General features: G+C 57.1%; 24 protein-coding genes. 13 read left to right on the top strand and 11 right to left on the bottom strand.

Going from position 1 to position 20,728, the window contains the following annotated elements:
* Position 1: 1 nt before the first annotated feature.
* Positions 2 to 289 carry a co-chaperone GroES gene (locus tag GOX61_RS03920; protein ID WP_155144864.1) on the bottom strand — a complete coding sequence of 96 codons (288 nt, stop codon included), beginning with the start codon at positions 287 to 289 and terminating at the stop codon, positions 2 to 4.
* 167 nt (positions 290 to 456) lie between these two features.
* A complete protein-coding gene (locus GOX61_RS03915) occupies positions 457 to 1,131 on the bottom strand; it encodes a DUF2161 domain-containing phosphodiesterase (protein ID WP_170331416.1) in 675 nt (224 codons plus the stop codon).
* A 134-nt stretch (positions 1,132 to 1,265) separates the two neighbouring features.
* Here GOX61_RS03915 and GOX61_RS03910 point away from each other — a divergent pair, with 134 nt between their 5' ends.
* From GOX61_RS03910 to GOX61_RS03865, 10 genes are all read left to right on the top strand, one after another.
* Positions 1,266 to 2,246, top strand: a complete 981-nt coding sequence (locus GOX61_RS03910) for a TraB/GumN family protein (protein ID WP_170331414.1) — start codon at positions 1,266 to 1,268, stop codon at positions 2,244 to 2,246.
* A 110-nt stretch (positions 2,247 to 2,356) separates the two neighbouring features.
* Positions 2,357 to 3,277 (top strand): manganese-dependent inorganic pyrophosphatase, encoded by a 921-nt coding sequence (locus GOX61_RS03905; RefSeq protein WP_170331412.1) that lies wholly within the window; start codon positions 2,357 to 2,359, stop codon positions 3,275 to 3,277.
* 117 nt (positions 3,278 to 3,394) lie between these two features.
* Complete coding sequence (locus tag GOX61_RS03900) at positions 3,395 to 3,829, top strand: hypothetical protein (RefSeq protein ID WP_170331410.1); 435 nt, start codon at positions 3,395 to 3,397, stop codon at positions 3,827 to 3,829.
* A gap of 120 nt (positions 3,830 to 3,949) precedes the next feature.
* The gene (locus GOX61_RS03895) at positions 3,950 to 5,026 is read left to right on the top strand and encodes a DUF389 domain-containing protein (protein WP_170331408.1); all 1,077 of its coding nucleotides are present in this window, start codon (positions 3,950 to 3,952) and stop codon (positions 5,024 to 5,026) included.
* 87 nt (positions 5,027 to 5,113) lie between these two features.
* Positions 5,114 to 5,989 (top strand): TIGR01459 family HAD-type hydrolase, encoded by an 876-nt coding sequence (locus GOX61_RS03890; protein ID WP_170331407.1) that lies wholly within the window; start codon positions 5,114 to 5,116, stop codon positions 5,987 to 5,989.
* A gap of 102 nt (positions 5,990 to 6,091) precedes the next feature.
* Entirely contained in the window at positions 6,092 to 6,535 is a 444-nt protein-coding gene (locus tag GOX61_RS03885; protein WP_058275518.1) for a MaoC family dehydratase, read from the top strand.
* A 155-nt stretch (positions 6,536 to 6,690) separates the two neighbouring features.
* Positions 6,691 to 7,443, top strand: coding sequence for a Stf0 family sulfotransferase (locus GOX61_RS03880; protein ID WP_217353752.1), 753 nt, complete (start codon positions 6,691 to 6,693; stop codon positions 7,441 to 7,443).
* 48 nt (positions 7,444 to 7,491) lie between these two features.
* Positions 7,492 to 8,424: a bifunctional riboflavin kinase/FAD synthetase gene (locus tag GOX61_RS03875; protein ID WP_170331403.1), complete on the top strand. Its 933-nt coding sequence runs from the start codon at positions 7,492 to 7,494 to the stop codon at positions 8,422 to 8,424.
* A complete protein-coding gene (locus GOX61_RS03870; RefSeq protein ID WP_170331402.1) occupies positions 8,421 to 8,894 on the top strand; it encodes a YcgN family cysteine cluster protein in 474 nt (157 codons plus the stop codon). The genes GOX61_RS03875 and GOX61_RS03870 overlap by 4 nt, the downstream gene beginning before the upstream one ends.
* Positions 8,894 to 9,928 carry a threonine aldolase family protein gene (locus GOX61_RS03865; protein WP_170331400.1) on the top strand — a complete coding sequence of 345 codons (1,035 nt, stop codon included), beginning with the start codon at positions 8,894 to 8,896 and terminating at the stop codon, positions 9,926 to 9,928. The genes GOX61_RS03870 and GOX61_RS03865 overlap by 1 nt, the downstream gene beginning before the upstream one ends.
* Positions 9,929 to 9,930: 2 nt before the next feature.
* On the opposite strand, the gene GOX61_RS03860 is transcribed toward GOX61_RS03865, so the two are convergent.
* Both GOX61_RS03860 and GOX61_RS03855 read right to left on the bottom strand, forming a co-directional pair.
* Positions 9,931 to 10,761 (bottom strand): alpha/beta fold hydrolase, encoded by an 831-nt coding sequence (locus tag GOX61_RS03860; protein WP_170331399.1) that lies wholly within the window; start codon positions 10,759 to 10,761, stop codon positions 9,931 to 9,933.
* Positions 10,758 to 11,360 (bottom strand): 2-hydroxychromene-2-carboxylate isomerase, encoded by a 603-nt coding sequence (locus tag GOX61_RS03855; RefSeq protein ID WP_170331397.1) that lies wholly within the window; start codon positions 11,358 to 11,360, stop codon positions 10,758 to 10,760. Before GOX61_RS03855 ends, GOX61_RS03860 begins: the two co-directional genes overlap by 4 nt.
* A gap of 108 nt (positions 11,361 to 11,468) precedes the next feature.
* On the opposite strand from GOX61_RS03855, the gene GOX61_RS03850 reads away from it, so the two are divergent.
* Both GOX61_RS03850 and GOX61_RS03845 read left to right on the top strand, forming a co-directional pair.
* Entirely contained in the window at positions 11,469 to 12,488 is a 1,020-nt protein-coding gene (locus tag GOX61_RS03850; RefSeq protein ID WP_155144874.1) for a ribose-phosphate pyrophosphokinase, read from the top strand.
* A gap of 176 nt (positions 12,489 to 12,664) precedes the next feature.
* Positions 12,665 to 13,483: a M15 family metallopeptidase gene (locus tag GOX61_RS03845; protein WP_170331395.1), complete on the top strand. Its 819-nt coding sequence runs from the start codon at positions 12,665 to 12,667 to the stop codon at positions 13,481 to 13,483.
* Positions 13,484 to 13,506: 23 nt separating this feature from the next.
* Here GOX61_RS03845 and GOX61_RS03840 read toward each other — a convergent pair whose 3' ends face one another.
* The 7 genes from GOX61_RS03840 to GOX61_RS03810 form a co-directional block, all read right to left on the bottom strand.
* Positions 13,507 to 13,857 carry an H-type lectin domain-containing protein gene (locus GOX61_RS03840; protein ID WP_155144876.1) on the bottom strand — a complete coding sequence of 117 codons (351 nt, stop codon included), beginning with the start codon at positions 13,855 to 13,857 and terminating at the stop codon, positions 13,507 to 13,509.
* Positions 13,858 to 13,974: 117 nt separating this feature from the next.
* Complete coding sequence (locus tag GOX61_RS03835) at positions 13,975 to 14,385, bottom strand: F0F1 ATP synthase subunit epsilon (protein ID WP_170331393.1); 411 nt, start codon at positions 14,383 to 14,385, stop codon at positions 13,975 to 13,977.
* 12 nt (positions 14,386 to 14,397) lie between these two features.
* Positions 14,398 to 15,822: a F0F1 ATP synthase subunit beta gene (gene atpD / locus GOX61_RS03830; protein ID WP_155144878.1), complete on the bottom strand. Its 1,425-nt coding sequence runs from the start codon at positions 15,820 to 15,822 to the stop codon at positions 14,398 to 14,400.
* Positions 15,823 to 15,840: 18 nt separating this feature from the next.
* Complete coding sequence (locus GOX61_RS03825; protein ID WP_170331391.1) at positions 15,841 to 16,716, bottom strand: F0F1 ATP synthase subunit gamma; 876 nt, start codon at positions 16,714 to 16,716, stop codon at positions 15,841 to 15,843.
* 15 nt (positions 16,717 to 16,731) lie between these two features.
* Complete coding sequence (gene atpA / locus GOX61_RS03820; protein WP_155144880.1) at positions 16,732 to 18,270, bottom strand: F0F1 ATP synthase subunit alpha; 1,539 nt, start codon at positions 18,268 to 18,270, stop codon at positions 16,732 to 16,734.
* On the bottom strand, positions 18,271 to 18,831 hold the full coding sequence (locus GOX61_RS03815) for a F0F1 ATP synthase subunit delta (protein ID WP_170331389.1): 561 nt from the start codon (positions 18,829 to 18,831) through the stop codon (positions 18,271 to 18,273). It abuts the gene before it with no gap.
* Positions 18,832 to 19,144: 313 nt separating this feature from the next.
* Complete coding sequence (locus GOX61_RS03810; RefSeq protein WP_170331387.1) at positions 19,145 to 19,879, bottom strand: class I SAM-dependent methyltransferase; 735 nt, start codon at positions 19,877 to 19,879, stop codon at positions 19,145 to 19,147.
* A 61-nt stretch (positions 19,880 to 19,940) separates the two neighbouring features.
* Here GOX61_RS03810 and gloB point away from each other — a divergent pair, with 61 nt between their 5' ends.
* On the top strand, positions 19,941 to 20,708 hold the full coding sequence (gene gloB / locus GOX61_RS03805; RefSeq protein ID WP_170331385.1) for a hydroxyacylglutathione hydrolase: 768 nt from the start codon (positions 19,941 to 19,943) through the stop codon (positions 20,706 to 20,708).
* Positions 20,709 to 20,728 lie beyond the last annotated feature (20 nt).

Genomic DNA, 20,728 nt, shown 5'->3' with positions numbered 1-20,728 from the left:
CTTACTCGATGATCCCCATGATGTCGCTTTCTTTCATCATCAGCAGCTCTTCGCCGCCGACGTTGACCTCGGTGCCCGACCATTTGCCGAACAGGATCTTGTCGCCAGCTTTAACAGCCATTGCGATCAGTTCGCCGCTGTCCTTGCGTGCGCCTTCGCCGGTTGCAACGACTTCGCCTTCGCTGGGCTTTTCTTTTGCACTGTCAGGAATGATCAGGCCGCCTGCGGTTTTCTCTTCGCTTTCGGTACGGCGAACCAGCACACGGTCATGAAGCGGTTTCAATGCCATCTTTGCAGCTCCTTGGGCTCAAAGTTTATCTATCCTCCCCTCGCCGTCTGGCGAGGCGTTAGCACTCAAGGGTAGAGAGTGATAACGACGCATAGCTAGGGGGTCGGTCAGAGCGAGTCAACAATATCGGCTGAACTTTTTTGATCTGCCTGATGGCTTTGGCAGGATCAGTTGGTTTCTTCCCAACTGTAGGCCCAGTGTTTCAGGCCCTCGGCCCCGGTCTCTGACAAGGCATAGACACCCTTTTCGACCTTATCGAACCAGCCGTAGTGATTGTCACGCATCAGGCGCGTCGCCGCTGCGACCCCAGTGGCCTTGGCTACGTCGGCCCCTTTGGCCGCACCGCAATCCGCCAGATGTGCCGCGCATTTCAGAGCATCCTGACGATAGGCTGTGACAATTCCGTGCCGGGTCGCGCCACCAGAATTGGGATCGCCTTGCAACCGGTCAAACTCGCGCAAAAGTCTGGCTTTGCGGATATTGGACTTACGCGGCGCATAAGGACCGGGGTCACATTGCACCTCAACCCTGCCATCTTGCCGGACCGTGATCAGCCCCAGACCCAGACGGCGACACAGGGCCAGATTGTCCCGCAGCGCCCGGCGTGCGGTCTTTCCTGTGGGCTTACATACTGCAATATACACCTGATCCGTCATCTTCAGCCGCGCTATGGCCTGATGAAAAAGGGCCAGCGAAAACCGCAGCTTCAGTTCAACGATCACGGGATCCTCCCCCTCACGCAGCGCTACGATGTCGGCTGCGCCCACTTCACCTTTCACGGCATAGCCCTGACGCTCCAGCAGCGCTTTGACGGGTGGGTAGAGATCCTGTTCGCGGTCCATTCGGCCATGCTAGGCAGTTTGGCCGGGAATGCCAGATGTCACGGGCAAAACTTCGAGATCAGACGGTTGCACCTTCTGACGCAGCAAGGCAACACTGTCCCTGAGCCAATAATCACACTGCCGGGATGGAACCGATGCGCCTGTTCAGCTTTTTCCTCTGTCTATTGCTGCCTCTGTCTGCACATGCAGCCTGCGAAGGGCGCGATCTTCGGTTGGATATGACTGCCGAACAACACCAGCAACTGGATGAAGCCGTGAGCCAAATCCTGTTTCCCGAAGGCAATCATTGGATCGCCCGCAAGGGGGATACGGTCCTGCATCTGATCGGCACCCTGCACACCAATGATGAGCGGATGGGAGAGGTGATCGAACGCCTGTCACCCGCACTGAGCGAGGCTGACGCGTTCTATTTCGAAATAACGCAGGATCAGATGGAGGCGTTCCAGAAGGACCTTGAAAAGGACTTCAGCCCTGTGCTGATCACCTCCGGGCCAACTCTGATCGATCTGATGGGCGAAGAGGACTGGGCCGTGTTTTCCGCGGCACTCGCTGAACGCGGAATTCCGGACTGGATGGCAGCCAAGATGCGCCCATGGTTTTTGAGCATGATGCTGGGCCTGCCACCCTGCCTGATGACCACCCCCGATGCGGATCGCGGCATGGACAAGCGCCTCTCCGAACTGGCTGAGGCGAAAGGCATCCCCCAATACTCGCTGGAACGCGTTGAGGACGTGATGAACATGTTCGACAGCCACCCGATCGAAGAACAGGTACAATCGCTGGTTCGGCTGGCCGGTGCGCTGCAGGCCGGGGATGATCACCTGATCACGATGGCCAACGCATATCTCGAAGAAAAGCACGCCGAAATCCTGCAGCTTGCCAAGCTTCAGGGGCTTGAGGCATCCGGCCTGACACCGGAGGAATTCGATGCCGAATGGAAAGGCTTTGAAGACCAGTTGCTGGTGCAGCGCAACGCTAACTGGATGGAGCAGATTCTGGACATCAAGGACCAGACCATCGTGATTGCGGTTGGCGCCGGGCATCTGAGCGATGAATACGGGCTGCTGAACCAGTTGCAGCAGGCCGGGTACACCCTGACGCGCGCTCCGTTCTAGCAGGAACCGGCAGGTCTCAGACCAACCGTCGCAGACGGGCTGCTGCAGGGTGACAAGCGGGATTGGCCGCCCTATAAGGCGCGCAAATTTCCAATCCTCAGGACGCTGATATGACAATCCAAGTATTTGGTCACAAATCCCCCGATACAGACTCGACCGGTTCGCCCATCCTGTGGGCCTGGTACCTGAACGAAGTCAAAGGTGAAAAGGCCGAGGCCGTGCTGCTGGGTGAGCCCAATACCGAAGCGGCGTTCATGCTGCAGCGGTGGGACCTGCCCAAGCCGCAAATCATCGAGGACGTAGCCGAGGATGCACCGGTTGTCATCGTCGACACCAACAACCCGGCCGAGCTGCCCGCCAGCATCAACAGCGCCGATATCCGCGCCATCATCGACCACCACAAGCTGGTTGGCGGTCTGGAAACCAAAGGCCCGATCGACATCACCGTGCGCCCGCTGGCCTGCACCGCTACCATCATGGTCGATCTGATGGGTGACGACGCCGCAAAGATGCCCGAAGCCATCAAAGGCGCGGCACTGACCTGCATCCTGTCCGACACGCTGGAGTTCCGCTCGCCCACCACCACCGCGCATGACCGCGCCGTGGCCGAAAAACTGGCAGCTGATCTGGGGCTGGACGTTTCGGCCTATGCAGCCGACATGTTCGCGGCGAAATCAGACGTGTCCTCGTTCTCGGACGCGGAACTGATCCGCATGGACAGCAAGGAATACGAAGTCGACGGCACCAAGTTCCGCGTCTCGGTTCTGGAAACCACCGCGCCGGGCGTTGTTCTGGACCGCAAAGCCAGCCTGGCGAGCTCGATGGTTGACGTTGCCAAGGAAGACGGCGTTGATCAGGTTCTGCTGTTTGTCGTCGATATCCTGAACGAAGAGGCCACCCTGCTGGTTCCGAACGATCTGGTCAAAGGCGTTGCTGAGAAGAGCTTTGGTGCAACCGTTGATGGTGACGCTGTGGTCCTGCCCGGCGTCATGAGCCGCAAAAAGCAGATCATCCCGAACCTGAAGGTCTGAACTAAAAACTCAGCTTCAAATATTGATGCAGCAGTTTTGTGTCCACGCGGGTCTATAACCCCGCGTGGACATTCCTTTTACAATCCATAGATTACTTTGCCTTTCTCAATTGCACCTGTGGTTGAAAACGACCAAAGTGCATGCACAAACAACGAAAGTGACGGAGAAAGATCTTTGTTTAGAAATACTGTGCTTGTTGGCGCTCTTATCCTGCCAATTGCAGCCTGCTCGACCACTTGGGACACGACAAATCTTGACAGCGACGTGAAAAAACAATCCGTCAACGCCGTGGCTGCAAATCAGATTAAACTGACAAGTTCCAACTTTGATCCTGCGACCCAAGTCAAGCTGGGCGAATTACAAGTGACCGTTAACAAAACCACTGCTTTCAACGCCGATCCTACTGTCGAACAGGTTGAGCAGAAACTCCGCGAGGATGCGGCAAAACTTGGTGCACTTGAGGTTGTTGAAACTGAAATTTCATCCGTAAAGATATCGCCTCTGAGTTGGGGTTCGCGCAGCGGGACTGGCGTTGCCGTTCGCCCAAAGTAAACAACCTTTGCCTTAAAGGGCGTCCGTTTCGGGCGCCTTTTTTTGCCAACAAGTATTTTGCGATGAGCATATCCGCTGTTAGCCTGAGCCCTAAACTCGGTGACCTATTGGATAAATATCGTGACCTCGCGCAAATTCAGCACCACGCGGGATATCCTGCGATTTGAAGGCAAGGACAAAGCTGCCTATTGGCGCCGCTTTGCCATGCTTCTGACGCTGTCCGTTGTGATTGCCACGATGGGTATGCTGCGCAATTCCGGGGCCGTGGTGATTGCGGCGATGCTGGTTGCACCCCTGATGACACCCATTCTGGGCGTTGCGGCTGCGATGGTGATGGGTTGGCTGAAACGCGCGTTGACCCTAGCGCTGATCGTGTGCTGCGCCGCGGTTCTGTGCGTTCTCATGGCGTGGTTCATGGTGTATGCGGCCGACGTTCCGCGGGGCGTTCTGATCCCTGATCAGGTTCTGGCGCGCACCGACCCGGGAACCGAGGACCTGATCGTTGCTTTGGCCGCAGGTGTCGCCGGGGCCTATGTTCAGGTCAACCGGTCCGAGCTTAGCCTGTTGCCCGGCGCGGCGATCGGTGTCTCGCTGGTTCCGCCGCTTTCGGCATCGGGAATTCTGCTGTATTTCGGCGAGCCAGCCGAGGCCTATGAGGCCGGTCTGCTGTTTGCAACGAACCTAGGTGCGATCATCCTGTCAGCCTGCGCCGTGTACATCGTTTACGCTGCCCGCTCAGTCGCGTTTGGCAAAGGCAGGCGCAAGCTCAACTTCACGGCAAGTGTGTTCGTGACGCTTGCCTTTCTGGCCGTTGTGGTCATTCAACTGGGGAAATCGACCTACAATCGCTATCTGGAAACCCGCACCGAAGCCGAAGTGGCGCAGGCCATTCGGGATTGGGCCGATCCGGTTTCGGTCGAAATCATCCGCATAGACGTCAACGCAAAGCGGAAGCAGGCCGAAGTCTGGCTGATCGTCGACCTTCCGGCAGAAGCTCAGTTCAAAGTCTCGTCCGTCGCCGGTTTGTTGCCAGAGCAGCTGCGTGAAAACCCCTTGGTCGACGTGCTTCAGGCCGAGCTTGGCCCCGGTTACCTTGCAATCATCCGGTATCAGACACGCATCGGCGCTCAGATCATTCTGGGCACTGAGAACGTGCAACAGGCACCTGATGTCGAAGAGATCACTGAAGACAACTAGCAGCAGCTTATGTGCGATGCGGGATGGTCAAGGCGCAAAAGCTTTGCCATAGCTGTCGCGACTCCGATTTCTGACCCAGAGGCCCTCATGACCCAGATCGTCACCTCGCTTGCCGAGATCTCCGACCGCTACAAGGCACTGTTCGTCGATCTGTGGGGCTGCGTCCACAACGGCATCACCGCCTATCCCGAAGCTGTCGAAGCGCTGAAAGCCTATCGTGAACGCGGTGGCAAAGTGGTTCTGGTTACCAACTCTCCCAAACCGCGGGCGGGCGTTGCCGAACAGCTGACGCATTTCAACGTCCCGGCGGATTCCTATGACACCATCGCCACCAGTGGTGATTCAGCCCGGTCTGCGATGTTCCGCGGTGAAGTGGGCGAGAAGGTTTATTTCATGGGGGAATGGGAACGCGACGCCGGTTTCTTTGAACCTCTGAAACTGCTGGATCACCCGCTGCACGTCGAACGTGTGCCACTGGATGAGGCCGAAGGCATTGTGTGCTGCGGCCCGTTCGATCCGATGGCTGACCCGTCAGTGAACCGTCCTGATTTTCTTTATGCCAAGCAAAAAGGTCTCAAGCTGCTCTGCGCGAACCCCGATATTGTGGTTGATCGCGGTGAAATTCGGGAATGGTGCGCAGGCGCGCTGGCCAAGCTCTATACTGAAATGGGCGGTGAGAGTCTGTATTTCGGGAAACCCCACCCGCCAATCTACGATCTGGCCCGGCGGCGGTTGCACGCCCTTGGGGTGGATGTCGTAGATTCCGACATTCTGGCCATTGGCGATGGCCCTCATACCGACATCGCAGGCGGCATGGGTGAAGGCATTGATTCCCTGTTTATCACCGGCGGTCTGGCTGCATCCGAGACAAAAACGTCGTACCAGCCTGACCCCGATGCTCTAAACGACTATATTATAAAGGAAAAAATCAACCCAACCTACTCGATCGGCCGCTTGCGTTAGTCAAAAAGGGGCTTGATTTTCTGCGCCTGCAAAGTAATAAAGTTGCCAACCTGCGGCCATGGGTGATTTTTTGTTTCCCGGCCATCATTGAGTGAGGGCGACATGTTGGACAATCTTCCACGCGGAACGATCTGCATCGAAGACATCGAAATGGGCATGACCCGGCACCTGCGCAAAGTGGTGACGGACGAAGACATTGAGATGTTTGCTCAGGTTTCAACCGACCGGAATCCTGTGCATCTGGACGATGACTATGCACGCGACACTATTTTCGAAGGCCGTATCGCACACGGCATGCTGACGGCCGGTCTGATCTCGGCAGTTATCGGCGAACAGCTTCCCGGTCATGGAACGGTCTATATGGGCCAGTCCCTGAAGTTTCTGGCACCCGTTCGTCCCGGAGATATGGTCTACGCCGAAGTTAAGGTGATCGATATCGACTTTGCCAAGCGTCGGGTAAAACTGGACTGTCACTGCGCGGTTGACGGCAAAAAGGTCCTGATTGGTGAGGCAATGGTTCTGGCGCCGTCCAGAAAGTTCGACTGAACCTCAGCCTACCTTCCATGTTCAGAGGGCGCCTATCACGGCGCCTTTTCTAATTGGCGGGCTTTGCAATCGGTCGAATTGTCGTAGAACTTGCGCATCAAAATTCTTCATTCGAAACGATTTCAGTATCTGCCATGGCCGCCTACCGCTCTTATATGATCTGCAGCAGCCCGCGCAGCGGCAGTACTTTGCTGTGCAAACTGCTCGAAGCGACAGGCATCGCCGGGAAACCTGAATCCTACTTCCATTCGCCCAGCCTTGAAGACTGGCTGGAAAGTTATGAGCTTGAGATCGGCGACTATCCCAATGTTGATGCAGCGCGGGTTGCTGTCTTTCGGGCAGCGCATGCAAAAGGACTGGCGGGCTCGGACGTGTTCGGATTGCGAATGCAGGGAAAGAGTTTGGAGTTCTTTCTGGAACAGCTCGGGAAGTTGCATCCCAATCAATCAACTGATGTGGCGCGGTTTCAGGCCCAGTTTGGCAAGCCCCTGTTCATTCACCTGACCCGCAGCGACAAGCTTGGACAGGCGGTCTCATTCGTGAAGGCAAGACAGACCGGGCTGTGGCACAAAAACTCGGATGGCAGTGAGCTAGAACGCCTCTCTCCTCCGGCTGAACCTGTCTACAACCGGGATGAGCTTGAGCGATGTAAGCACGAGTTCGAGGTGTTAGACGCAAGATGGCTGGATTGGTTTGCACAAGAGGGCATTAGTCCTGTGACCATTCATTATAATCAGCTTGCCCGAGATCCCAATGGCGAACTTGCAAGGGTGCTTACTGCTATGGATCTTGATCCCAGCGTCGCGCATGCAGTGGCCACACCAACCGCAAAACTGGCGGACAGCACCAATCAGGACTGGGTCCGGCGGTTTCGGACAGAAGATGCTGTACCCCGGGCGCGTTATTGACTGAATCAGGTGCTTGAACCCGGCCCCCAGTCCCGCTAGGCAAACGGAATGCAGATCATTCGGGATTTCCAGTTTGTTGAGCCAGAAGACCGAGGCGCCAGTGTTGCGATCGGCAATTTTGATGGCGTTCATATCGGTCATCAGTCGGTGATTGACCTTGCCCGCAATGAAGCACCGGATGCGCCGTTGGGTGTGCTCACATTCGAGCCTCACCCACGCGAATACTTCGCGCCCGACGCCCCGCCATTTCGCCTGATGCGCGGCAATGCCCGCGCCCACCGGCTTGAGAAACTGGGCGTACAGAAACTTTACGAATTGCCGTTCAACGCTGCTCTGGCCGGGTTGTCGCCCGAGGACTTTGCCCGAAACGTAATCTGCGACGGTCTGGGGTTGGCACATGTCGTGGTCGGGGCCGATTTCTGTTTCGGCAAGGGTCGCAGTGGGACAGCCCAGGATATGGAACGGTTCGGGCGCGAAATGGGCTTTGATGTCACAATCGCCCCCTTGATGGAAAGATCGGAAAACATTGTGTCATCAACTGCTATTCGCACAGCACTGACCGAAGGTCGTCCACGCGACGCGGCTGCAATGCTGGGGCACTGGCACCGGATCGAAGGCGAAGTAATAGGAGGAGAGCAGCGCGGGCGAGAGCTGGGCTTTCCCACGGCCAACATGTCGATCGAAGGGCTGCACCCGCCAAAATTCGGGGTCTATGCCGTTCTGGTCGACGTTCTGGATGGGCCGCATAAGGGCAGCTATCACGGCGCGGCCTCGGTCGGGACCCGGCCGATGTTCAATGGCGAAATCCCCAATATCGAAACATTTCTGTTCGATTTCTCCGGCGACCTTTATGGCTCTACCCTGTCTGTTGGTCTCGTCGATTACTTGCGCCCCGAAATGAAGTTCGACGGGCTGGATGGGCTGGTTGCCCAGATGGATTCGGATTGCAGTCAGGCGCGCGATATTCTGGCCGAACTATGAGCAAGGATCCGATTGAACGCGCAGGCCTGTCGCCGCGTTTCTGGGAACGCAAACCCATGCGCAAGCTGAACAAGCGCGAATGGGAAGCTTTGTGCGACGGTTGCGGCAAATGTTGCCTGAACAAGTTGGAGGATGAGGACAGCGGCGAGGTTGCCCTGACCTGCGTTGCCTGCCGCTTGCTGGATGATGAATCCTGCCGTTGCACGCAGTACGAAATCAGGCATCAGTTTGTTCCGGAATGCATCGTAATGACGCCGGACAATATTGATGAACACGCCTACTGGCTGCCCCAAACCTGCGCCTATCGGCTGCTTTGGGAAGGCAAACCCCTTTACGACTGGCACCCGTTGCTATCTGGTACGCCGAACAGCGTCCATGCGGTCGGCGTATCGGTTCAGGGACGCACCGTCTCGGAGTTCGAAACTCCCGAGGACGAGTGGGAAGAATACATAATTGAGGAGCCTATCTGATGCATTTCGCCTCTGACAATTCCGGACCGGTTCATCCGGAAGTTCTGGCCGCGCTGACCGAGGCCAATCAAGGCTATCAGATGGCCTATGGCGCAGACACTTTGATGAACGAAGTGCGCGATCAGATCCGCGGTATTTTCGAAGCGCCGGGGGCAGCAGTCTATCTTGTCGCCACGGGAACTGCTGCTAACTCATTGGCTCTGGCCACACTGACAAAGCCATGGGAAACCGTATTCTGCTCACCGGTTGCACATATCCACGAGGATGAATGCAACGCGCCGGAATTCTACAGCGGTGCCAAGCTGACGCTGGTTCCGGGTGAGGACAAGATGACGCCCGAAGCCCTGCGCGAGTCGATTCTTGCCGAAGAAACCCGTGGCGTTCACGGCCCTCAACGTGGTCCGGTTTCGATCACGCAGGTGACCGAGCGTGGGTCGGTTTATTCGCTGGGCGAACTGCAGGCGCTGTGCGGCGTCGCCAAGGAATATGGGCTGCCTGTGCATCTGGATGGTGCACGTTTCACCAATGCAATGGTCGCGCTGAATTGCTCGCCCGCTGAAATGACGTGGAAATCCGGTGTAGATGCGGTCAGCTTTGGCGGCACCAAGAACGGTCTGATGGGGGTCGAAGCGGTAGTCTTTTTTGACGAGAGCAAAGCCTGGGAGTTCGAGCTGCGCCGCAAACGCGGGGCGCATCTGTTCTCCAAGCACCGCTATCTGTCGGCGCAAATGGCGGCCTATCTGCAGGATGATCTGTGGCTAAGGTCAGCGCGTCAGGCCAATGGCAACTGCGCCCGCCTCGCCGATGGCCTGCGTGCAGCAGGTGCTGAGTTCTTGCACGAGCCCCAAGCCAACATGATTTTCGCCAGCTTCCCGCGCAGCAAACACCGCGCCTTGCACGACGCCGGTGCGGTCTATCATCTGTGGGGCGCTGAGCTGGAAGGCGAAGACGAAGATGAAATGCTGGCCTGCCGACTGGTGTGTGACTGGTCGATCGGCGAAGATCAGATCGACCAATTCATTTCGCTGCTCTGAGCCTATTCTGACCGGGTGTTCTCTTTTGCACCCCAGAACCTGAGCATCTGTTCAGCCGTTTCGTGTGGATGGGATATGGGCAGCATGTGCCCTGCCCCATCTATCACTCGGTCCGATGCAGATGGCAGACGGTTCTGAAGTCCGGTGTTGATCACCTGAATCGTGGGCTGAGTCCGTGATCCCCGCAAAAGCAGGACTGGCATCGTCGCGCGATCCGGTTGACCGGCTTTCAACAAACCAAGCCGGTCATCAAACAATACATCCTCAACCGGGGCGACCAGTTGGATACCCCGCTCCATCGCTGCCCGTGTTCGTTCGGGTAAATCCGGCCAACGGGGGCCGTCATCCAAAGTCCACATCCGATTGAACAACCGTGCAGCGAGCCTGTAGTCCTTTGCGGCAAGCGCAGTCAGATAGGGCTGAGCCTCGCGGTCATGATCCTGAACCAGATGTGGCGCATCGTGTTTCACGACGGCGAAAAACACGGGTTCGATTAGGACAGCACTGCGCACAAGCTCGGGATATTCGACAGCAAGCCGCAATGCGATCATCCCGCCGAACGAATGGCCGATGACATCCATTGGCTCGGTCAGTTGATCCAGAGCCTGTCTTGTTACAGCTTCAAAGACATCGCCCTCACCATCCCAGTCCGGGCTTTGCCCGTGAAACAGCATGTCCGGTGCAATCAGTGTCGCCTCATCCTTCAGCGCGGCGGCCAATCCGGCCCAGGCCCTTGAGTGGGCTATGGTGCAGTGCAGGGCGAGCACTTTGCGCTCCCCCTCTCCTAATTGCCGGACGAAAGTCGCTTGCGACGATGAGGCTTCGTCCTTCACCCCTTGGTCTCCGCCAGATGCCGGTCCAGATCATCCAGCCGATCCTGCCCCCAGAATCGCTGACCATCCGGCGTGATGTAGAACGGTGCACCAAACACGCCGCGATCCACCGCCTCTTCAAGATTTGCTGCGTAGGTTTCGGCGCCCACCAACAAGCCGCTGTCAGCCAGTTTGGGATCAAATCCCGCCTGCGTCAGGCAATCCCGGATGACATCATCCTGCGCGATGTCTTTATCCTCGGCCCAGCAGGCCCGCAGGATCGAGTGGCACAGTTTACCCACATCGCCTGAACCGTCCTGAATAGCGGCAATGATTGCATATGATGACGGCGCTGCATTTGTTGGCCAGTGCGCGGGCTGCAGATTGAAATCCATTCCCAGATTGCGGGATTGGCGCAGCAGTTCCTGCGCCCGGTATTCTATACGGGAAATGTGCCTGTCTTTGGGCGGCGTTCCCCCGGTACGGCCGAACAGAGCGATAATGTCCAAAGGTTTATAGGCGATCGTTGCACCATGTTTCGCCGCAACTTCCTCGAGTCGCATGCCTGCGAGGTAGGAATAAGGCGACAGTGTCGCAAAAAAGTAGTCAATGTCGGCCATGTGCACTTTCTCCGCTACGTTATCTTTGCGGGACGGTAAGGCCATGCTAAGCGGTGTCAACATCACGAATCTGTCACATTGCCATTGCTGCCCGGGGATTTTCAGCCGATGCCGACACTTCACGAACCCAAGCTAATCGCTGGGAACGCCAATCTTCCTCTTGCCGAAACCATTGCCCGCCGAATGAGCCTGCATCGCGGTGTTGACCAGGGTCTGGTCGACGCACGTGTCGAACGCTTCAACGACGGCGAGATCTTTGTCGAGGTCTTCGAAAACGTGCGCGGCGAGGATATGTTCATCATCCAGCCGACCTCGAACCCGGCCAACGACAATCTGATGGAGCTGCTGATCATCGCCGACGCACTGCGCCGCTCATCAGCGCAGCGTATCACCGCAGTCATTCCTTACTTTGGCTACGCCCGTCAGGACCGCCGCACCAAGGCCCGCACACCGATCAGCGCCAAGCTGGTCGCGAATATGCTGACCGGCGCGGGGATCGAACGCATCCTGACCATGGACCTGCACGCCGCCCAAATTCAGGGCTTCTTCGATATGCCCGTGGACAACCTCTATGCCTCGCCGATCTTTGCTCTGGACGTGAAAAACCAGTTCAAGGAACAGATGGATGAAATCATGGTGGTTTCGCCGGATGTAGGTGGCGTCGCCCGTGCTCGTGAGCTGGCCAAGCGGATCGGTGCACCTTTGTCCATCGTCGACAAACGCCGCGAAAAGGCGGGTGAAGTTGCTGAGATGACAGTTATCGGTGATGTGAAAGACAAGATCTGCCTGATCGTCGACGACATCTGCGACACCGCCGGAACACTCTGCAAAGCTGCGCAGGTTCTGATGGATAACGGTGCCAAGGAAGTTCACTCGTACATCACGCACGGTGTCATGAGCGGCCCTGCTGTTGAGCGAGTGACCAACTCGGTCATGAAGTCGCTCGTTCTGTCCGACACCATCCAACCGACGCCTGAAATCGCAAAGGCATCGAATATCCGTATCGTGCCAACAGCACCGATCTTCACACAGGCGATCCTGAATATCTGGAACGGCACAAGTGTTTCTTCGCTATTCGAAGACAAGACGCTGACACCGATCTACGAGTCGCTGTATCACGCGAAGTAATCCAAAACGGGCGGCCTGCTGAGGCCGCCCGGTTTCCTTTCTGGTCAACTGCGCGACGATAACTGCAGATGGCCGCCTTCCCAACCTTCTTGACTGCGACCCGTTTAATGTTTGCAATGATCCAATGTCGTTGCATGCGCTCTGAATGTTGCTCCGTAGCCAAAAGGGACAGGTTGTTGCTGGAATACTCCACGTTTCGAGAACGTCCGATCCCCGTAACCACAAACCCTCCTACAGCTTTGGACTATCGAGAGTTCCCTGTGGATCAAAGTGATCGGCGCGCTCAGGAGCCTCTGGTCGATCTGGCTGACTACGAGATACCAAGTTTCAATTATTACGCCCGCAGGGACGGCCTGAACACGCCCTACCGGCGTTGTTTTGCCACTTCGGACCCACATGTGCGAGTTCGCAAAGCTCTGGCTGAACGGCTTGCGGATATCAATGAAGAGCTCGCCAATCTGGGCATTGAGATTTATGCGCTGAATGGATTTCGCCCGATCTCGGTACAGCAGGAACTTTGGGACTTTTTTGTTGCCCGGGCGCGCAGGTCATTGAAAACTCCGACCGATGAGGAATGTATCGCCTTTGCGGGCCGGTATTGTTCGGACCCCCGCAGCTTTGATCCTGATGACCCACGCACTTGGCCAACGCACATCACCGGAGGCGCGATCGATCTGACGTTGCGAAACAAAGATACTAAAGAACACCTATTCTTCGGCGGAATTTTCGATGATCCCTCGGACATTACGCACACCACCTATTTCGAAGAGATCCTGTGTTCGGTGGATGGCGATCCGGAACAATTGTCGCTCAGCGATCAGGAGGCTCTGCAAAATCGTCGACTATTATACTGGGCGATGTGCAGTGCCGGATTCACGAATTACGCATATGAATGGTGGCATTTCGATCTTGGAACGCAGCTTTGGGCGGCAAATCGGTCACTCGCTGCCGCTGGCGAACCAAAGCATGCTTGGTATGGCCCCGCGTCGACATAGCTTGCAGGCCAGAGCAGGCACGTTCAGGAGATATCCCAGTCATCCTCGTGCGCCACTTCCCCGATCGCGGTCCATGCGGCGCGAATGCGGGCGATGCGGGTGTCGGACCATGTACGGAACACAGCGTTGAAGCCCTCGGCTGTGATATCCTCGGCTTTCACTTCGGCACGCAACGCAGACGAGGTATCCACATCCCAGAGGGAGACACCAATCTGTAAAACCGGAGGCGACCGGAACGGCTGACTGAACCTAACTGATTTGCGCCTTTCGCGCGGTCCCTGACCAGTCCACATGCTGCCACCATCGGAAAACTCCGAGAACAACAATACTTCGCCTTGGTCGATGCCGATGGGATGGGTCCGAAAAGTTTTCATTCTGTGATCTTTGTACTTGAATATAAAAGCCTTAGCCTGCCCCAGCAGGAAAATCACCAATAAAAAAACGGCCCCGCCTGGCGGAGCCGTTCATAATGATCAGAAAGTCACGGAGCCTTACAGGCTCATGTGCGTCCCAAGGGCTTCCATATCGGCCAGCAGCTTGGCAGCATCGTCGACGATGGTTTGATCATCGCCAGTCTTTGCCGCCTCGTGCGAAGCGCGGGCCTCAGCGATCAGGTCGTCCAGATGCGACCGGGTCACTTCGGCTACCGGAATGGCCTTTTCGGCCAGAACCGACAGGCCATCGCCGTTGATCTGAGCAAACCCACCGGTGACCAGGTATTCGCTGGACCCTTCGGGTGCTTCGACCTTCAGGATGCCCGGGCGCAGCGTGGTAATTGTGGGGGCATGATCGGGCATTGCCGTCATGTCCCCGTCCGCGCCGGGAATCTGGACCGCGGTGACCGCGAGCGAAGCAAGGCTCCGCTCTGGGCTGACGAGGTCGAATTGCATCGTGTTTGCCATCAGGGATACTCCTTAGGCGGCTTCTGCGGCCATCTTCTCCGCTTTGGCGATCACTTCTTCGATGCCGCCAACCATCAGGAAGGCCGCTTCGGGCAGGTGATCGTATTCGCCAGCGACAACCGCTTTGAACGACGCGATGGTCACATCCAGAGGAACCTGAACGCCGGGCGAACCGGTGAAGACTTCGGCCACGTCGAACGGCTGCGACAGGAAGCGCTCGATCTTACGGGCACGTGCCACGGTCAGTTTGTCCTCTTCCGACAGTTCGTCCATGCCGAGGATGGCGATGATGTCCTGCAGCGACTTGTAGCGCTGGAGGATCTGCTGAACGTCGGTCGCAACCTTGTAGTGCTCTTCACCAACGATGGCCGGGTCGAGCAGACGCGAAGTCGAGTCGAGCGGGTCAACCGCAGGGTAGATACCCTTTTCCGAGATCGCACGGTTAAGAACGGTGGTCGCGTCAAGGTGAGCAAACGAGGTTGCCGGCGCAGGGTCGGTAAGGTCGTCCGCAGGCACGTAGATCGCCTGAACCGAGGTGATCGAGCCCGACTTGGTCGAGGTGATGCGTTCCTGCAGGGCGCCCATGTCGGTGGCCAGTGTCGGCTGATAACCCACCGCCGAAGGAATACGACCCAGCAGAGCCGAAACCTCGGAGCCCGCCTGCGTAAAGCGGAAGATGTTGTCGACGAAGAACAGAACGTCGGTACCGGACTGGTCGCGGAACTGCTCGGCCAGTGTCAGACCGGTCAGAGCAACACGTGCACGTGCTCCCGGAGGTTCGTTCATCTGACCGTAAACCAGGGCCACCTGCGATTCCGACAGGTTGTCCGGCTTAATAACGTTCGATTCGATCATCTCGTGGTACAGGTCGTTCCCTTCACGGGTACGTTCACCAACACCCGCGAACACCGAGAAGCCCGAGTGCACTTTTGCGATGTTGTTGATCAGTTCCATGATCAGAACGGTTTTACCAACGCCGGCACCGCCGAACAGGCCGATCTTACCGCCTTTGGCGTAAGGGGCCAGCAGGTCAACAACCTTGATGCCGGTCACCAGGATTTCCGACTCGGTCGACTGTTCGTCGAACGCAGGTGCGGGCTGGTGGATTGCGCGGGTTTCAGATGCAACGACGTCACCCTTTTCGTCGATCGGCTCGCCGACAACGTTCAGGATACGGCCCAGAGTAGCATTGCCAACCGGAACCGAAATCGGTGCGCCTGTGTCGGTTACTTCCTCGCCACGGACCAGACCTTCGGTCGCGTCCATCGCGATGGTGCGGACAGTGTTTTCACCCAAGTGCTGAGCAACTTCCAACACCAGACGTTTGCCGTTGTTGGTGGTTTCCAGCGCGTTCAGAATTTCAGGCAGCTGATCTTCGAAGTGCACGTCGACGACGGCCCCGATGATCTGTGTGACTTTGCCTTTTGCATTCGCCATGTTTCGTCTCCGGTTTTCTTACAGCGCTTCGGCGCCGGAAATAATTTCAATCAGCTCGTTGGTGATCACGGCCTGACGCGAACGGTTGAACTGGATCGTCAGCTTGTCGATCATCTCGCCCGCATTGCGTGTCGCGTTGTCCATCGCGGACATCCGTGCACCCTGTTCAGACGCTCCGTTTTCGAGCAGAGCCGAGAAGATCGCGGTCGCAACCCCCTTGGGCAGCAAATCGGCCAGAATGGCCTCTTCGCTGGGCTCGTAGTCGAATACCGCACCGCTGTCGTCACCCTCGGTGTCCTCGAACGAGGCGGGAATGACCTGCTGTGCCGTCGGGATCTGGGTCACAACGTTGACGAACTTCGAGTAGAAGATCGTGGCAACGTCGAACTCACCCCCGTCAAAGCGGGACAAGATGTCCTTCGCGATGTCCTGCGCGTTGGTGTAACCGACGCGCTTGACCTCACTCAGGTCGATATGTCCAACGAACAAATCGCCAAAATCACGCTTGAGCGCGTCGCGGCCCTTCTTGCCGACGGTCAAAACCTTGACTGTCTTGCCTTTCAGGCGCAGCTCTTCCGCTTTGACACGGGCCAGCTTGGCGATGTTCGAGTTGAAGCCGCCGCAGAGGCCGCGTTCAGCTGTCATGACAACCAGCAGATGGACATCGTCACTGCCCGTACCACGGAGCAGCTTGGGGGCGCTGTCGCTGCCCCCGACCGAAGCCGCCAGCCCCGCCATCACGGCATTGAACCGCTCGGCATAGGGACGCGAGGCTTCGGCAGATTCCTGGGCGCGGCGCAGTTTTGCAGCCGCGACCATCTGCATGGCCTTGGTGATCTTGCGGGTCGATTTGACCGACTCGATCCTGTTTTTAAGGTCCTTAAGATTTGGCATATGCCCGCCTCTCCCTTAAGCGAAGGTTGCGGCGTATTCGTCCAGCGCAGCCTTGATCTTGTCGGAAGCGTCACCCTTGATCTTGGGATCTTCGTCCGTGATCCACTGAAGCAGATCCGCGTGCTTGCCACGCAGGTGCGCCAGCAGGCCAGCTTCGTAACGGCCAACATCGGACACGTCGATCTTGTCGAGGTAACCGTTGGTACCGGCGAAGATGACGCAGACGATTTCAGCGTTGGTCAGCGGCGAGTACTGCGGCTGTTTCATCAGCTCGGTCAGACGTGCACCACGGTTCAGCAGCTGCTGAGTCGCGGCGTCGAGGTCGGAACCGAACTGCGCAAACGCAGCCATTTCGCGGTACTGAGCCAGTTCCAGTTTAACCGGACCCGCAACCGACTTCATCGAGTTGGTCTGAGCCGAAGAGCCCACACGCGAAACCGACAGACCGGTGTTCACAGCAGGACGGATGCCCTGGTAGAACAGTTCGGTTTCAAGGAAGATCTGACCGTCGGTGATCGAGATCACGTTGGTCGGAATAAACGCCGAAACGTCACCACCTTGGGTTTCAATAACCGGCAGAGCGGTCAGCGAGCCCGCACCGAAATCTTCGTTCAGCTTCGCCGAACGTTCCAGCAGACGGGAGTGGAGGTAGAAAACGTCACCAGGATAGGCTTCACGTCCGGGCGGACGGCGCAGCAGCAGTGACATCTGACGATACGAAACAGCCTGTTTCGACAGGTCATCATAGATGATCAGAGCGTGGCGGCCATTGTCACGGAAGTATTCGGCCATCGCGGTTGCGGCATAAGGTGCCAGGAACTGCATCGGGGCCGGGTCGGACGCGGTTGCGGCCACAACGATCGAGTAGTCAATCGCACCGGATTCTTCCAGTTTCTTCACCAGCTGGGCAACGGTCGAGCGCTTTTGACCGATCGCAACGTAAACGCAGTACAGCTTCTTCGACTCGTCGTCGCCTGCTGCTTCGTTGTAAACTTTCTGGTTCAGGATCGCGTCCAGAGCAACGGCGGTTTTACCGGTCTGACGGTCACCAATGATCAGCTCACGCTGGCCACGGCCGATCGGGATCATCGCGTCAACCGATTTCAGGCCGGTTGCCATCGGCTCGTGAACCGATTTACGCGGGATGATGCCCGGCGCTTTAACGTCTGCAACACCACGCTTGGTTGCGTTGATCGGGCCTTTGCCGTCCAGCGGGTTACCCAGACCGTCAACAACGCGGCCCAGCAGTTCGTCGCCGATCGGAACGTCCACGATCGAATTGGTGCGCTTAACAGTGTCACCTTCTTTGATGTCACGGTCGGAACCGAAGATAACAACACCGACGTTGTCGCTTTCCAGGTTCAGCGCCATGCCCATGATGCCACCGGGGAATTCGACCATCTCACCGGCTTGCACGTTGTCTAGGCCGTATACACGGGCAATCCCGTCACCGACGCTCAGCACGCGGCCGATCTCGGCCACTTCGGCTTCCTGACCAAAATTCTTGATCTGGTCCTTCAGGATTGCAGAAATCTCTGCAGCTTGGATTCCCATTTATCCGACCTCTTTCATTGCATTCTGTAGGGAGTTCAGCTTCGAACGGATCGAACTGTCGATCATTTTCGAGCCCACTTTAACGACAAGACCGCCGATGAGGCTTTCATCAACGGTCGCATTGATTGTTACGGTCTTGCCCACACGCTCGGACAGCGTATTGGACAGTTTTTCCATCTGAGTTTTGGTCAGCGCCTTGGCCGACGCAACATCCGCGGTCACTTCACCGCGCTCATCCGCCAGCATGTCACGCAGGACCTGAATCAGTTGCGGAATAACAAACAGGCGGCGTTTCTCAGCCATCAGGCCCAGCGTATTGCGCAAGATGGTGTGCAGACCCATCTTGTCGGCAATCGCGGTAATCGCTGCTTCCTGTTCGGAGCGTGAAACCAGCGGCGAGGCGATCAGGTCGCGCAAGTCGGCGCTTTCGCCCAGAGCTGCTGCCAGATCATTGATGCCGGTTTCCAGACCTGAAAGGTCATTATTCTCTTTTGCGATCTCAAAGATCGCGGTGGCATAGCGCTCGGCGATGCCTGTGGAAATCGAAGCTGGTTCGGACACGTCCACCCTTCCGATATTTTGGGCCCCGAATTCGCGTTGCGGCAGCTACCCCGGGGGCGTGAAGAAACCCCGGCCAGACGGTCGGGGATCAAAATCACCGGGGGTCTAGCAGAGCCGAACCCAGCTCGCAACATATTATAGTGGTGACGGTTTTATCCACAATCTGTTTAAATTCATGCACTTAAGTTGAGTGCGACCCTTTTTATCAGCCGATCCGGTTGAAAAATGTTACCAACTTGCAGGTTTTTGCGATTCCTGTGACCTTTTTCCCGCATTTTTGGCCGCCGCAATACCGCTCCGGGGCACAAAGAGATCAGGCAGGCTTTAGCAGTCCATCCAGCGCTTTGATCGGGCGTTTTTCGGTGTCCTTGGTCACCGTGCCGCTGGGTGGCCGGATGAGTTTACTCACCTCGACCATCAACACGCCACCCGCCATCACAGACGGAATGCGCTGGCCTGTTCTCTCAATCAGGTTCCCGGATTTTAGCCAGAACCGGCGGAATGACGGCGGCATATAGAGCGCTGAACAATGGTTCTCGGGCACGAAGTGATGAGCCTTGAGCTGCTTCTCAAGCTGACTGGCAGTATAGGGGTGACCAAAGCCAAAGGGTGTCCGATCAGACCGGGACCAGAGGCCACCCCGGTTTGGCACGATGAACATAGCCTTGCCCCCCGGCCCCAGAACGCGCCAGCACTCATCAAGCAATTGGCTTGGTCTTTCTGAATTCTCAAGCCCGTGCATGACGACCAGCTTGTCTACATGCCCGGTTTCAATCGGCCACATCGTCTCTTCGGTCAGGACAGAAACGTTGGGCATACCTGCGGGCCAGGGCATTACCCCTTGCGGACCGGGCATCAGGCCAATCACCCGACGGGCATCAGCCAGATATGGACGCAACAACGGGACGGCAAAACCAAAACCAGCGACCGTCTGACCTTTGGCTTCGGGCCACAAATTGATTAACCGACCGCGAATGGCCGCTTGTGCCGCACGCCCCAGTGTGCTGCGGTAGTAAAAGTTCCTTAGATCCTGCACATCAAGATGCATTGCGGACACCCGGTCAATCGGCTTAGCTGGGCGCAGTCTAGCAACGAAAGGGCAAAAGGCCATGCCTCTTGAGATCGTCACAATTCCTTGCCTCAGCGACAATTACGCCTTTCTGGCCCATGACGCCACCAGCGGCGAAACCGCACTGATTGATGCCCCCGAAGCCGGGCCGATTCTGGCAGCCCTTGCAGAGCGTGGTTGGCAACTGAGCCATGTTCTGCTGACGCATCACCATTGGGATCATGTCGATGGTCTAGCCCCCATACTGGAGAAACACCCTGCAAAAGTTGTCGGGGCGGCGGCAGACGCGCATCGTCTGCCTCCTTTAGACTTGCAAGTTTCCGAGGGCGATACATTCGAGGTTGGTGGTGAACCGGTCGAGGTGCTGGATGTTTCGGGCCACACTGTCGGTCACGTTGCATATTACATGCCCAAAAGCAGCGTCGTGTTTACGGCCGACAGCCTGATGGCGCTGGGATGCGGCCGTCTGTTCGAAGGAGATGCCGCACAGATGTGGGCCTCGCTCAGCAAACTCGCTGCCCTGCCGGATGATACGCTGGTCTGTTCAGGTCACGAATACACGCAATCCAACGCCAGATTTGCCGTCACGGTCGATCCCGACAACCCCGACCTTAAAAAACGTGTCGCCGATATCGATCGCGCACGCGCTGCCGGAGAAGCGACCGTGCCGTCATTACTGGCCCTGGAAAAGTCGACAAACCCGTTTTTGCGTGCCGCTGACCCGGCGATTCTGGCGTATTTGGGGATGGAAGGCGCGGACCCTGCAGACGTATTTGCAGAAATCCGGTCTAGAAAAGACCGGTTTTAGGGCTTATTTGACGCTCCTCA

It is taken from the genome of Ruegeria arenilitoris (assembly GCF_013030265.1).
GTDB classification, from domain to species: domain Bacteria; phylum Pseudomonadota; class Alphaproteobacteria; order Rhodobacterales; family Rhodobacteraceae; genus Ruegeria; species Ruegeria arenilitoris_E.
Note: the sequence above shows the minus strand (reverse complement) of the source record. Positions and strands in the feature narration are given on the sequence as shown.